Source organism: Tessaracoccus terricola (assembly GCF_054776555.1).
On the sequence record NZ_BAAHBS010000007.1, the window covers coordinates 51,101 to 64,619 of the forward strand.

A 13,519-nucleotide genomic window follows, 5' to 3' on the forward strand; every position below is an offset into this window, starting at 1 on the left:
CACGTACCCAGGAGGGGATTCGAACCCCCAAGGCCTTGCGGCCAGACGGGTTTGAGCCGTCCGCGTATACCATTCCGCCACCCGGGCCGGTGCGCTGAACATTGTGCCACAACTGCAGCGGAGTGCTCCCACGGGGCCTGACGCGCTAGTATTGTGAAGTTGCACTCACGTGCACGTCCCCCACTTGAACGAATTGAAGGATGAGGCGATTCATGCCGGACGAGAAGAGCCCGAGGAAGGTTCTCGTTGCTGAGGACGAGGCGCTGATCCGCCTGGACCTCGTGGAACTGCTGACCGACGAGGGTTTCGAGGTCATCGGCCAGGCGGCCGACGGCGAGGAGGCCGTCAAGCTGGCCCGAGAACTGGAACCAGACCTTGTGATCATGGACGTGAAGATGCCCAAGATGGACGGCATCACCGCGGCCGAGATCATCGCGGAGGAGCGCATCGCCCCCATCGTCATGCTCACGGCGTTCAGCCAGCGTGACCTCGTGGAGCGCGCCCGCGACGCCGGGGCCATGGCCTACGTGGTGAAGCCGTTCGACGCCTCCGACGTCGTGCCCGCCATCGAGATCGCCATGGGCCGCTTCGCCGAGATCAAGGCCATCGAGGACGAGCTCGCCTCGCTCGAGGACCGGTTCGAGTCCCGCAAGATCATCGACCAGGCCAAGGGCATCCTCCAGGAGAGCCTGGACCTGACGGAGCCGGAGGCGTTCCGCTGGATCCAGAAGACGGCCATGGACCTGCGCAAGTCCATGCGTGAGGTCGCCGAGGGCGTCATCAGCCACCGCAAGAAGTAGCCCGGAGAGTTTCCGGAAACACCCCGTCGCAGCAGCCGCTGCGGCGGGGTGTTCGCGTTCCCGGTGTATCGGGGTGCCGCCGGGGCCCTCTTCACCGGTGAGGGGCGGGTGGGGGACCCGCCCACGAAATCCAGGAGGTGGCCATCATGGCCCCGATCGATCCGAAGACCGCCCGCATGGTCGCGGGCGTGGAGATGAATGCGTTGGCGCTGACCGGCGTGTTCCCGAAGGAGCAGCTGGCCGAGGCGGAAGTCGTCGAGGAGGCCACGGCCATCCATGACATCGACGGCGAGGTGCTGTTCTACCGGTTCGCGATGGTGCGCGGACGCGTCGACGTGGGTGCCGTGGACATCGCCGCCGACGAAGTGCTCGGAGACCTGCTACTGGCCTACGGGGACGGCCAGACGTGGCAGCCGAAGGCCCTGCTGGGCGAGGCCCGGCAGCACGGCATCGAGCGCGGCATCGGCTGCGACGACTTCGACGAACTCCGCTTCGTCGCATACAGCTACCCGAAGCTCGCGGTCCAGTTCCTCCGCAAGGGGGAGGAGGTGGCGATGCTGGAGCTCTTCACGTGGGAGCCCGTGCCGCCTGCGGACAAGGGCGAGCACAAGCCCCTGGAACCAGGGGACTTCGAGCGCTGGAGCCTGCGCCGGGAGCTCGGCGACGAGCAGCGGCGCAACCGCTCCGAGCGGTTCAACGAGCGTCTCGCCGCCATCAAGGAGCTCCGGGACCACATGCACGAGTTCGGGCTGATCCCGTGGCGGATCGAACCGGAGCGTTGGTGGGAGATCATCGTCATCCGGCTCGTGGACACCCGCGAGCTCCGCTACTCACTGCGCTCCAGCCACCACACGCCCTGCTACGAGTTGCGCGGCCAGGAGACCAACGTCTGGTGCGTGGCCGCCAGCAGCCAGATGCTGCTGGACTTCTACCGCTACGAGTACACCCAGGCCCGCCTCGCCGAGGAGCTGGGACTCGGCACGCACGCGCACCCGAACGGGTTGCCCTACTCCAGGGTGGGCGACGTCGTGACCGCGATCGAGGCGCTGACCGGCGACGCGCTGGACACCACGATGGTGGTGAACCCGGGCTTCGCGACCTTCCGCAACGAGATCCGCGCCAACCGGCCGCTGATCAGCTTCGTTCCCGGACACTCCCGCACGGTGGCGGGCTACACCGAGAACCTGATCCCGATCCTCTCGCGCCGCCGGTTCCAGGGGCTGCTGGTCTACGACCCCTGGCCCCCGAACGCCGGGGTTATCACCCGCTGGGAGAACTTCGCAACGCAGGTCTACCAGTACGCCTACACGGCCCGGGTTGCCACAATCTAGTCATGGCCACCGCAGCCGAGGCCCGTGCCAGGGCCGGGGAGTTCACCGACACCCCGGCCCTGCTGGGCGAGCCGCTGCCGATCAGGGACGCCGCGGGGGAGCAGACGGGTTGGTTCGTGCCCTTGGTGGACGGGGCCCGCATCACCGGGTTCGTGGAACTGCTGCCCGACCTCGCACACCGCAGGACCGCCGGGTTCGGGACGCCCACCTGCGCCGCCGCCTGGCTGGACCCCGGCGTGGTCGCCAATCGTGCCATGCGGGAGACCGGGCCCGCGGAGGTGTTGGGGGAGCCCTACCTGTCGTTCGACGGCAGCCCGGAGCGCCTCGCGTGGGCGGTCCCGGTCGGTGGGCCGACCGGTCCCAGGATCGTCTGGGTCGCGGGCGATGCCACGTGGTCCGGGCCGGCCGGCACGGGGCTGGGGTGATCAGTCGACGAGCTGGCAGGTGATCCTGCCCAGCGCGGTGCGGCGGCCCTCGTCGTCGGTGATCTCGACCTCGTAGACCGCGATCCGGGAGCCGAGGTGCACCGGCGTGGCCACCCCCGTGACCCTCCCGCTGCGCGCCGAGCGGATGTGGGTGATGTTCAGGTCCACCCCGACGGCGCCCTTGCCGGACTCGCGGGCGTGCGCCACCGCACCCATCGAGGCGAGCCCCTCCACCAGCACCGCGGAGGCGCCGCCGTGCAGGAGCCCCATCGGCTGGCGGTTGCCCTCCACGGGCATCGTGCCCACCACCCGGTCCGCGGCCAGGTGCGTGATCTCGATGCCCATGGCGTCGTGCAGTTCCGAGGAGAGGGCACGGGCCCAGTCGGGGATGGCAGCAGTTGTCATGGGCCAACTGTAGAGTCGACGCCGTGACTGACAAGCCCCGCCTGCTCCTGATCGACGGCCACTCCGTGGCCTACCGCGCCTTCTTCGCCCTCCCGGTGGACAACTTCGCCACCCAGACGGGGCAGCACACCAATGCGGTGTTCGGCTTCACCTCGATGTTGATCAATGTGCTGCGCGACGAGCAGCCCACCCACCTCGTCGTGGCCTTCGACGTCTCCCGGCACTCGTTCCGCACCGAGAGCTACCCGGAGTACAAGGCGAACCGCTCGGCCTCACCCGACGAGTTCAAGGGCCAGGTCAACCTGATCAAGGACGTGCTGGGGGCCCTCAACATCCCCTTCCTGGAGAAGGAGGGGTTCGAGGCCGACGACATCATCGCCACGCTGTCCACCCGGGCCGCTGCCGATGGCTTCGACGTGTTCATCTGCACCGGGGACCGGGACGCGATGCAGCTCGTCAACGAGAACGTCACCGTCCTGTACCCCCGCAAGGGAGTCTCGGACCTCGCCCGGATGACGCCCGAGGCCGTGGAGGAGAAGTACCTCGTACCGCCGGCCAGCTACCCCGAGCTCGCGGCCCTGGTGGGGGAGACCAGCGACAACCTGCCGGGGGTGCCCGGGGTGGGGCCCAAGACCGCCGCCAAGTGGATCCGCGAGTTCGACGGGCTCGAGAACATCTTCGTGCGCGCCGAACAGATCAAGGGCAAGGCCGGGGAGTCCTTCCGCGCCCACATCGAGGACGTCCGCCGCAACCGTCGCCTCAACGCGCTGGTGCGGGACCTGGAACTGCCCCTGGCTCCCAAGGACACCGAGCGCGTCGACTGGGACCGCGAACGCGTCCACGAGCTCTTCGACGCACTCGAGTTCCGGGTGCTGCGCGAGCGGCTGCTCGAACTCGCGCCGAGCGAGCCCGTCTCGGAAGAGGGCTTCGAGGTCGAGGGCGAGGTCCTCGCCGCCGGGGAGGTCTCGGCCTGGCTCGCCGCGCACGCACAGGAGCGCACCGGCGTCCACTTCGTCGGGCACTGGGGGGCCGGCACCGGTGACCTGGGCGGCATCGCGCTCGCGGGTGCCGATGGCGCCGGCGCGTACCTCGACGTCGCGGCCCTGACCCCCGAGGACGACGACGCCCTCGCGCAGTGGCTGGCCGACGAGACGCCCCGGAAGGTCATCCACGAGGCCAAGGGGCCGACCCTGGCGGTGTGGGCCCGGGGCTGGGACCTCCGCGGGGTCGGGTTCGACACCCTGCTCGCCGCCTACCTGCTGCGCCCCGACCAGCGCACCTTCGACCTGGCGGACCTGGTCCTGCGCCACCTAAAGCGCGAGCTGGCCGCCGAGAAGTCCGGCTCCGACGACGCGCAGTTGAGCTTCGAATTCGAGGACGACGCGGACGAGGCCGCAGGGGATGCCATGCTGCGGGCCCGAGTCGTGCTGGACCTGGCCGACGCGCTGCAGGCGCAACTGGCCGAGCGGGATGCCGAGGACCTGCTCACCGACGTGGAACTGCCCCTGCAGCGCACCCTGGCCGTCGCGGAACGCACCGGCGTGGCGGTGGACGTGGAGCGGCTGGAGAGCCTGCGCGCGGAGTTCGACTCCGCCGTGGCCCAGGCGCAGGCCGCGGCCTTCGACGTCCTGGGCCACGAGGTGAACCTCGGCTCCCCGAAGCAACTCCAGACCGTGCTGTTCGAAGAGCTCGGGATGCCGAAGACCCGCAAGACCAAGTCCGGCTACACCACCGACGCCGACGCGTTGGAAGGGCTGTTCGCGAAGACCGAGCACCCGTTCCTGGGGCACCTGCTGGAGCACCGGGACCGCATCCGGCTGCGCCAGACCGTGGACGGACTCCTGGCCGCGGTGCAGCCCGACGGCCGGATCCACACCAACTACGTTCAGACCATCGCCGCCACCGGACGCCTGTCCTCGACGGACCCCAACCTGCAGAACATCCCCATCCGCACCGCGCTCGGACGCAAGATCCGCAGCGCCTTCGTCCCCGGCAGCGGTTACGAGTCCCTCATGACGGCCGACTACTCCCAGATCGAGATGCGGATCATGGCCCACCTCAGCGAGGACGAGGGGCTCGGGGACGCCTTCCGCTCCGGTCGGGACTTCCACAACGAGATGGCGGCCAAGGTCTTCAACGTCGCCGGTGACGAGGTGGACGTGGAGATGCGCGCGAAGATCAAGGCCATGAACTACGGCCTCGCCTACGGGCTGAGCGCGTTCGGGCTGTCGAAGCAGCTCAAGATCTCTGTGGGTGAGGCGAAGGAGCTGATGGATGACTACTTCGCCCGTGTCGGCGGCGTCCAGGACTACCTCGCCGACGTGGTTTCCGAGGCCCGCACCCGGGGCTACACCGCGACGATGCTGGGGCGTCGCCGCTACCTGCCGGACCTGACCTCCAGCAACCGGCAGCGCCGCGAGATGGCGGAGCGTGCGGCCCTCAACTCACCCATCCAGGGCACCGCGGCGGACATCATCAAGGTGGCCATGATCAACGTCGGCCGCGCCCTCGACGAGGCCCGGCTGAACAGCCGGATGCTGCTCCAGGTGCACGACGAACTGGTGCTGGAGGTGGCGCCGGGCGAGCAGGAGACCGTCGCGGAACTGGTGAGCGCCAACATGGCCGGGGCCATGGACCTCAGCGTCCCGCTGGAGGTCTCGGTCGGGGTGGGCCAGTCCTGGTTCGAGGCGGCTCACTGACGCCGGTGCCGGCTCAGAGGTTGACCGGCGCCGCGTAGAACAGGACGCGGGAGTCCCAGTCCTCGGTGTCCCGGTTGAAGTCCCAGCAGATGACGATCGTGAGCAGCGGGTCACCCGTGAAGTCCACCATCACGTCCGAGTTCACGTCGTACTCGTCCACCCAGATCTTGGTGGCCTCGACGAACTCGTAGCAGGCGGTGCGGCCGTCGGCGCCCTGCAGTTTGATCAGGTCGCCCGGCACCAGGTTGGGCCCGGCGTCGCTGTACATCTCGTTGCCGAGTGCGCCACCGCTGCGATAGGTGTGGATGGACATGACCACCTTGCCGACGTCCGATCCCGGGCGGGGACCCTGGTTCCACCACGATGCGGTGCGCGGCAGGTCCTTCGGAGGGGCAGCGATGTTGCCCTGGGCGTCGAGCCCGAGACTCAGGATCTGCTCGTCGGCCTCCGGGTTCTCCATCTGGAAGGTGTCGGGCACGAAGCCCTCGGAGTCGATCGGGTCGCAGGTCGCGTACGCATCGGCCGCCGGGGTGGTCGACGGCGCCGGGGTCGCCGAGGGGCTGCCGCTCGGCGAGGCGTCGACGGGTTCCGAGGGCGACTGGCTGACGGGAGTGGGGGAGGGCGGTGGACCCACGGTCGGTTCCGAGGGGCGGGTCACCAGCCAAGCGGTCACCGCGACGACGAGCGCCACCACCAGTGCGATCGCAATCCACCGCCGACGGGGGGAGGTTCCGGAATCCTCTGCCACAATGGAATCAGTCACACGCCCAAGGGTACCGGGCGCCAGGGACACCGTTTGACCGGGCTTGCCCTCGGGGCTAGGCTTATGGGGCGCTGTGACCTGCCCACCCTCGGACGGAGTGGGGTTGGCGCGTTGTAAGTGGCTGCTGAGGATTCCCACCGGTTGGCGCCTACGACAAGGCACAACGCGCCTTACGAAATTTTCGGAGTCCAACCTACATGACCTCCTCCATTGAGGCCTCGACTGTTGCAGTCGACGACTTTGGCACCCCAGAAGCCTTTATGGCTGCGGTGGACGCCACCATCAAGTACTTCAACGACGGCGACATCGTGTCCGGCACCGTCGTCAAGGTCGACAGGGACGAAGTCCTGCTCGACATCGGTTACAAGACCGAAGGCGTCATCCCTTCCAAGGAACTCTCCATCAAGCACGACGTCGATCCCTTCGACGTGGTCAACGTCGGTGATGAGATCGAGGCGCTTGTCCAGCAGAAGGAGGACAAGGAAGGTCGTCTGATCCTGTCCAAGAAGCGTGCGCAGTACGAGCGCGCCTGGGGCACGATCGAGAAGATCAAGGAAGAGGACGGCGTGGTCTCGGGATCCGTCATCGAGGTCGTCAAGGGCGGCCTGATCGTCGACATCGGCCTGCGCGGCTTCCTGCCCGCCTCGCTGGTGGAGATGCGTCGCGTCCGTGACCTCCAGCCCTACGTCGGCATGGAGCTCGAGGCCAAGATCATCGAGCTGGACAAGAACCGCAACAACGTGGTGCTGTCCCGCCGTGCCTGGCTCGAGCAGACCCAGTCCGAGGTTCGCCAGACGTTCCTCACCCAGCTCCAGAAGGGCCAGATCCGCAAGGGTGTCGTGTCCTCGATCGTCAACTTCGGTGCCTTCGTGGACCTCGGTGGCGTCGACGGCCTCGTGCACGTCTCGGAGCTGTCCTGGAAGCACATCGACCACCCCAACGAGGTCGTCGAGGTCGGCATGCCCGTCACCGTCGAGGTGCTCGAGGTGGACATGGACCGCGAGCGCGTCTCCCTGTCCCTCAAGGCCACCCAGGAAGACCCGTGGCAGACCTTCGCCCGTTTGCACCAGATCGGCCAGATCGTGCCCGGCAAGGTCACCAAGCTGGTTCCGTTCGGTGCGTTCGTCCGCGTGGGCGACGGCATCGAGGGCCTGGTCCACGTGTCCGAGCTGGCCGAGCGCCACGTCGAGATCCCGGAGCAGGTTGTCTCCGTGGGCGACGAGGTCATGGTCAAGGTCATCGACATCGACCTGGAGCGCCGTCGCGTCTCCCTGTCGCTGAAGCAGGCCAACGAGGGTGTCGACGTCGCCGCTGACGACTTCGATCCGTCGCTGTACGGCATGACCGCCAGCTACGACGAGCAGGGCAACTACATCTACCCCGAGGGCTTCGATCCGGAGACCAACGAGTGGAAGGAAGGCTACGACGAGCAGCGCCAGGCGTGGGAGCGTCAGTACGCCGAGGCCCAGGCCCGTTGGGAGGCCCACAAGAAGCAGGTCGAGGACGCCGAGTCCGCAGAGCGCGACGCGGCCGTCACGGCCGGCACCGGTTTCTCCTCCGCTGCGGTCGAGGACTCGGGCGAGGGTTCGCTGGCCTCCGACGAGGCCCTGCAGGCCCTGCGCGAGAAGCTGACCGGCGGGAACTGATCCCGACGGCTCCTGAGAGCCAGAAGACCGCCGCCCCCTCACCAGCACGGTGAGGGGGCGGCGGTCTTCTCAGTCCCTGTGGGGAGCCTGCGCCAGTGCGGCATCGATGAGGACCGGCCGGGCGCTCTCACGCAAGCGGGGCACGATCCAAGGCCCGTGGACGAGGATCCCGTCCCCGCCCGGGGCCGCGACCACCGCACCCACGATGGCGCCGCGGTGGCGCAGCACCCTGGCGCCGGGGAGCAGTTCCTCGAGGCTGTCTAGGTCGAATTCGTCGTCGCCAGTGGCGAACTGTTGGGCCTTGATGAAGGCGCGCAGGGCGCGGACGTCCGTGCTGGGCTCGGGACCTCGCACTGCTGCGGGGAGCGCGAAGAAGTTCCGCCGCGCCAGTTCGCGCTGCCGCAGTCCCTGGACAGGTCCGTCCCAGAGGCGGCGGACCCGGGCGATGGTGGCGGCCTCATCCCCGGAGTTGTCGATGACCCAGTCGGCGGCCTCGAGGCGATCCGTGCGCGGCGCCTGGGCGCGCAGCCTCGCCCGGGCCTCTTCGGTGGTCAGGTTGTTGCGGTGCATCAGTCTGGACACCTGGACCTCGGTGGGCACGTCGACCACCACCACTGCGTCGAAGTCGTTCTCCTGCGCGGTCTCCACGAGCAGGGGGATGACGTTGACCACCACGGCTCCGGGAGCGGCCGCAGCCCCGAGTTCGGTGGCCCGGGCGCGGACCAGGGGATGGACGATGGCGTTCAGGTCCTCGCGCGCGGCGTCGTCGCTGAACACGAGCTTCCCGAGCGCTGCTCGGTCAAGGGAGCCGTCGTGCCGGACCACGCCTCCCCCGAAGCGTGCGCGGACCTGCGCCAGGCCGGGGGTTCCGGGCTCCACCACCTCGCGCGCGATCAGGTCCGAGTCGACGATGACGGCACCGAGCCGGGCCAGTTCTTCGGACACGAGGGTCTTGCCGGAGGCGATGCCTCCGGTCAGTGCGATTCGGGGCATGCCCGCAGGATATCGAGATCCTGCGGGCATGTGTGCCTCAGACTGCGCGCCTGCCTGTGATCAGGTTGATGACCAGGATCACCAGTGCGACGACGAGCAGGAGATGGATCAAGCCACCTGCGAAATCGGCGATGAAACCGATCAGCCAGAGGGCGATGATCACTACGAACACGATCCAGAGAATGCGTGCCATGATTGGCTCCTTTCGAGTCGCTTCGCCTCCACACTATGCCCCGGAAGGGGCCGATTCGGCTGAACCTGCAATTTTCCTCAAGCGACGTCTCGGTGCTGGCGCTGCACCGTGCCGGGCGTGACGCCCCGGGCGCGGACGTAGGCCTGGACGAACGAGGAGGTGCTCGAGTAGCCGACGCGGGCCGCCACCTCGGTGACGGACATCGAGTCGAGCAGGACGGTGGCCGCGCGCAGGCGGAGCATGTTGCGGACCTCGGAGTAGGGGACCCCGAACTCGCGTCGGAAATCCCGCTGGAGCGTCTTGGAACTGACGTGCAGGCGGGCGGCCCACTCCTCAAGGGTGGAGGGGTCGCCGGGGTCGATGGTGAGGGCGTTGGCAACGGACTGCGCGGGACGGGGCGTCCCCGGGGCCCGGTGTGGGCGGCGGGGGGCAAGCCTGGTGATCGTCATTGCATCCTCCTGAGCTGCATGAATTAGGTGCAGTCAGGCTAGCGTAAATCAATTCAGGCTGGATGGGTGTCCGTCGCGGGGCTACTTGTTGGCCTCGATCATCTGCCGCAGCTCCTTCTTCAGGTCCGCCACCTCGTCGCGGATCCGCGCGGCGGTCTCGAACTGGAGTGCCGCCGCGGCCTGGTGCATCTGGCTGGTGAGGTCCTCGATGAGGTCCCCCAGCTCCGTCGTGGCCATGGTGGACGGGTCCAGGCCGCCGTTGCGCTTGCGGCCCTTCTTCGCCTGCTCGCCGGCCGCGAGGAGTTCCTCGGTGTCCGCGTCCTCCCGGTCCAGCATGTCGGTGATGTCTGCGATCCGCTTGCGCAACGGTTGTGGGTCGATGCCGTGCTCGAGGTTGTAGGCCATCTGGATCTCACGGCGCCGATTGGTCTCGTCGATGGCGGCGGCCATCGACGGGGTGATCTTGTCCGCGTACATGTGTACCTGGCCGGCGACGTTTCGGGCGGCGCGGCCGATGGTCTGGATCAGGGAGCGCTCGGAGCGCAGGAAGCCCTCCTTGTCCGCGTCCAGGATGCCGACCAGTGAGACCTCCGGCAGGTCCAGGCCCTCGCGCAGCAGGTTGATGCCCACCAGGACGTCGTACTCGCCCAGGCGCAGCTCGCGCAGCAGTTCGATGCGGCGCAGGGTGTCCACCTCGGAGTGCAGGTACCGGGTGCGGATGCCGTTGTCCATGAGGTAGTCGGTCAGGTCCTCGGACATCTTCTTCGTCAGCGTGGTCACGAGCACCCGCTCGTTGCGTTCCACCCTGAGCTTGATCTCCGCCATGAGGTCATCGATCTGGCCCTTGGTGGGCTTCAGCACCACCTCCGGGTCCACGAGGCCGGTGGGGCGGATGATCTGCTGCACGAAGCCGTCGGAGCGTTCCATCTCGTAGGGCCCCGGTGTGGCCGAGAGGTAGACCGTCTGCCCGATGCGGTCCACGAACTCGTCGAAGCGCAGCGGCCGGTTGTCCAGGGCGCTGGGGAGCCGGAAGCCGTGTTCCACGAGGGTGCGCTTGCGGGAGGCGTCGCCCTCGTACATGCCGCCGATCTGCGGGATGGTGACGTGGGACTCGTCGACCACCAGCAGGAAGTCCTCGGGGAAGTAGTCCAGCAGGCACGACGGTGCCGAGCCGGGGGCACGGCCGTCGATGTGGCGGGAGTAGTTCTCGATCCCGGAGCAGGTCCCGATCTGGCGCATCATCTCGATGTCGTAGCTGGTGCGCATCCGCAGCCGCTGGGCCTCCAGGAGCTTGCCCTGTTCCTCCAGGTCCTGCAGCCGCTCCGCGAGCTCCTTCTCGATGCCGGCGATGGCACGTTCCATCCGCTCCGAGCCCGCCGAGTAGTGCGTGGCCGGGAAGACGTAGACCTCCTGCTCCTCGTGCAGCACCTCTCCCGTCAGGGCGTCCATGGTGGAGATCCGCTCGATCTCGTCGCCGAAGAACTCGATCCGCACGGCGTTCTCCTCGTACATCGGGAAGACCTCCAGGGTGTCTCCCCGGACGCGGAACGTGCCGCGGGTGCCGGCCAGGTCATTGCGGGCGTACTGGATGTCCACGAGGTGCCGCAGGAGTTCGGAGCGCTCGTGCTCGTCGCCCACCCGCAACGTCACTCGTTGTTCGAGGTACTCCTGCGGGGTGCCGAGGCCGTAGATGGCGGACACGGTGGCCACCACCACGACGTCGCGCCGGGTGAGCAGGGAACTGGTGGCCGAGTGCCGCAGCCGTTCCACCTCCTCGTTCAGTGAGGAGTCCTTCTCGATGTAGGTGTCGGTCTGGGGGACGTAGGCCTCGGGCTGGTAGTAGTCGTAGTAGGAGACGAAGTACTCCACGGCGTTGTCCGGGAAGAACTCCCGCAGCTCGTTGGCGAACTGCGCGGCCAGGGTCTTGTTGGGCTGCATCACGAGGATGGGGCGCTGCACCCGTTCGGCCAGCCAGGCCACGGTGGCCGTCTTGCCCGTGCCGGTGGCGCCGAGCAGCACAACGTCCTGCTCCCCGGAGTTGATCCGCTTCTCGAGCTCGGTGATCGCCGTGGGCTGGTCACCCGACGGCTCGAAATCGGCCTGCACCTTGAGTGGGGCGACCTGGCGTCGGAGTTCGTCGACTGGTCTCATGCCGACAACTCTATGCGCGGGCACTGACAGGGACGGGATCCGCTCTGGATCCCGCCCCTGTCAAGGCGTTTCGTCGGTCCGGTCAGGCGGCGGGGTCCGCCAGGCAGTAGGTGCGGGCCGGATCGGTGAACGAGTACGGCTGCTCCTCGGCGGCGCACGTGGCGTCCGCGGAGTCCTCGACCGTGGTGATCTTGAACGACGCGCTCGGGTCCGAGCACTCCACGATCCCGAAGGTCATGATGTCATCGGTCTCCGCGTAGCAGTTGCCCGCGTGGAAGTTCTCGATCAGGCAGGTCACCTTGTTGGTGGTGGTGTTGCCGCGACGTTCGGTGCCGACCGCGTACTCGACGAACTCGGCTCCGCAGCTGCCTGCGCCCTCGATCACCTTGGCGACGAGGTAGGAGAACGTGCTGGAGTCATCGCAGTCGACCAGCTCGTGGTCCGCGTCGTCGCTCTCACCGGAGAACACCAGGCAGTTGCCGGCCTCGAGGGCGGCGTCCTTCTGGTAGTTGGTCCACAGGCCCCAGCCGACCACGGCCACCAGGACGACGGCGACGATGAGCCCGAGGATGCTCTTGACCTTCTGGCCGCCGGACTTCTTCTCCGGGAACGCCTGCGGGCCACCGGCGCCGAACGCGGCCTGCTGCTCGAAGGACTCCGGTTGGCCGCCCTGCGGGGGCTGCTGGTTGTAAGCGCCCTGGGGCTGTTGGGAGTAGCCGGGGTTGGGGGTGCCCGGGGGCTGCTGGGAGTACCCGGGGTTCGGCGTTCCCTGCGGCTGGGGGGTGCCCTGGGGCTGGGGTCCGGTCCAGTCGTTCTGGCCGTCGGCGCCGGGCTGGTTGGGCGGCTGGGTCATTGTTGGCACTCCATCTGCGAAGAATCTGGTTGAGCAAGCAGGGTATCGGAGGACGGTGCCAACTCGCCTCGTCAGTCGCTGGGGCTGGCCGGGACGGCCCCGCCCACGCGTCGCGAGACCACGTCTCGCGCCAACCAGACCACGAGGTCCGCCGCCGGCCCCGTGACCCGGGGTACCTCGCCGTCCCCGAACCGGGTGTCGAAGCCCTCGTGGCTCAGGACGTGGGCCCGGGGCAGGGAATCGGCCCCCATCCGTGAGACCTGGAAGGCCAGCAGGTCGTTGGCCACGGAGGGCTCGAGCACGACGTCGTCCACCTCGGAGGCCAGGTCGAACTGGTGCAGGATGACCTCGTGCAGCCGGACCAGCGGGATCAACCGGGCGGGAATCTCCTGACCGGACTTCAGGCGCACGACCGCGTCGCCGGGTGCGAGTTCGGCCATGGCGTCGTGCAGGGCGCCGGCGGAGGTGTCCAGGGCGATCTGGAGGGTGAGTCCGTCGTCGAGGGCGCCCAGTTCGAGGTCGTGGGCCTCGGCGGCGGGGGAGTTGGGCAGCTCGACGAGTCCGGCGCCCCGGGCGAGCGCCCGGCAGGCGGCCACCAGGTCCCTCGCGTTGGCCGCGAGGTGGGCTGCCACGTGCGACCTGGACCAGCCCGGCAGTCGGGTGGACTCGGCCCAGTCCTCCTCCGAGTAGCTGATGGTCCGGCCGAGGAGGAGGTGCGTCTGTTCGCGCACCGCCTGGAGGACACTCTCGTCGGGTGCGCCGTCTCCAACGCTCAGCGGGCTCGGCATGGGCGACACACTAGCAACTCGTC

General features: G+C 68.3%; 13 protein-coding genes and 1 tRNA gene. 5 read left to right on the forward strand and 9 right to left on the reverse strand.

Features of this window, described 5'->3' with window-relative positions; all coding sequences use genetic code 11:
* Positions 1 to 4: 4 nt before the first annotated feature.
* A tRNA-Leu gene (locus ACYU7G_RS16145) sits at positions 5 to 87 on the reverse strand.
* Positions 88 to 212: 125 nt separating this feature from the next.
* Here ACYU7G_RS16145 and ACYU7G_RS16150 point away from each other — a divergent pair.
* The 3 genes from ACYU7G_RS16150 to ACYU7G_RS16160 all read left to right on the forward strand — a co-directional run bounded on the left by ACYU7G_RS16150 (position 213) and on the right by ACYU7G_RS16160 (position 2,556).
* Positions 213 to 800 carry an ANTAR domain-containing response regulator gene (locus ACYU7G_RS16150; protein WP_461109725.1) on the forward strand — a complete coding sequence of 196 codons (588 nt, stop codon included), beginning with the start codon at positions 213 to 215 and terminating at the stop codon, positions 798 to 800.
* 146 nt (positions 801 to 946) lie between these two features.
* On the forward strand, positions 947 to 2,131 hold the full coding sequence (locus ACYU7G_RS16155; protein WP_461109727.1) for a C39 family peptidase: 1,185 nt from the start codon (positions 947 to 949) through the stop codon (positions 2,129 to 2,131).
* A 2-nt stretch (positions 2,132 to 2,133) separates the two neighbouring features.
* The gene (locus tag ACYU7G_RS16160) at positions 2,134 to 2,556 is read left to right on the forward strand and encodes a hypothetical protein (RefSeq protein ID WP_461109729.1); all 423 of its coding nucleotides are present in this window, start codon (positions 2,134 to 2,136) and stop codon (positions 2,554 to 2,556) included.
* On the opposite strand, the gene ACYU7G_RS16165 is transcribed toward ACYU7G_RS16160, so the two are convergent.
* The gene (locus ACYU7G_RS16165; protein ID WP_461109731.1) at positions 2,557 to 2,961 is read right to left on the reverse strand and encodes a PaaI family thioesterase; all 405 of its coding nucleotides are present in this window, start codon (positions 2,959 to 2,961) and stop codon (positions 2,557 to 2,559) included.
* 23 nt (positions 2,962 to 2,984) lie between these two features.
* On the opposite strand from ACYU7G_RS16165, the gene polA reads away from it, so the two are divergent.
* Entirely contained in the window at positions 2,985 to 5,660 is a 2,676-nt protein-coding gene (gene polA / locus ACYU7G_RS16170; protein ID WP_461109733.1) for a DNA polymerase I, read from the forward strand.
* A gap of 13 nt (positions 5,661 to 5,673) precedes the next feature.
* Here polA and ACYU7G_RS16175 read toward each other — a convergent pair whose 3' ends face one another.
* A complete protein-coding gene (locus ACYU7G_RS16175) occupies positions 5,674 to 6,423 on the reverse strand; it encodes a class F sortase (protein ID WP_461109735.1) in 750 nt (249 codons plus the stop codon).
* A 197-nt stretch (positions 6,424 to 6,620) separates the two neighbouring features.
* On the opposite strand from ACYU7G_RS16175, the gene rpsA reads away from it, so the two are divergent.
* Positions 6,621 to 8,069 (forward strand): 30S ribosomal protein S1, encoded by a 1,449-nt coding sequence (gene rpsA, locus ACYU7G_RS16180; RefSeq protein ID WP_461109737.1) that lies wholly within the window; start codon positions 6,621 to 6,623, stop codon positions 8,067 to 8,069.
* Positions 8,070 to 8,138: 69 nt separating this feature from the next.
* Here rpsA and coaE read toward each other — a convergent pair whose 3' ends face one another.
* From coaE to ACYU7G_RS16210, 6 genes are all read right to left on the reverse strand, one after another.
* Positions 8,139 to 9,062: a dephospho-CoA kinase gene (gene coaE, locus ACYU7G_RS16185; protein ID WP_461109739.1), complete on the reverse strand. Its 924-nt coding sequence runs from the start codon at positions 9,060 to 9,062 to the stop codon at positions 8,139 to 8,141.
* 37 nt (positions 9,063 to 9,099) lie between these two features.
* Positions 9,100 to 9,255, reverse strand: a complete 156-nt coding sequence (locus ACYU7G_RS16190) for a lmo0937 family membrane protein (RefSeq protein ID WP_461109741.1) — start codon at positions 9,253 to 9,255, stop codon at positions 9,100 to 9,102.
* Between the two features lie 77 nt (positions 9,256 to 9,332).
* On the reverse strand, positions 9,333 to 9,704 hold the full coding sequence (locus ACYU7G_RS16195) for a helix-turn-helix domain-containing protein (RefSeq protein ID WP_461109743.1): 372 nt from the start codon (positions 9,702 to 9,704) through the stop codon (positions 9,333 to 9,335).
* Positions 9,705 to 9,785: 81 nt separating this feature from the next.
* The gene (gene uvrB, locus ACYU7G_RS16200; RefSeq protein ID WP_461109745.1) at positions 9,786 to 11,855 is read right to left on the reverse strand and encodes an excinuclease ABC subunit UvrB; all 2,070 of its coding nucleotides are present in this window, start codon (positions 11,853 to 11,855) and stop codon (positions 9,786 to 9,788) included.
* Between the two features lie 82 nt (positions 11,856 to 11,937).
* Positions 11,938 to 12,708 (reverse strand): LppU/SCO3897 family protein, encoded by a 771-nt coding sequence (locus ACYU7G_RS16205; protein WP_461109747.1) that lies wholly within the window; start codon positions 12,706 to 12,708, stop codon positions 11,938 to 11,940.
* A 71-nt stretch (positions 12,709 to 12,779) separates the two neighbouring features.
* Entirely contained in the window at positions 12,780 to 13,496 is a 717-nt protein-coding gene (locus tag ACYU7G_RS16210) for a maleylpyruvate isomerase family mycothiol-dependent enzyme (RefSeq protein WP_461109749.1), read from the reverse strand.
* Positions 13,497 to 13,519: the final 23 nt, after the last annotated feature.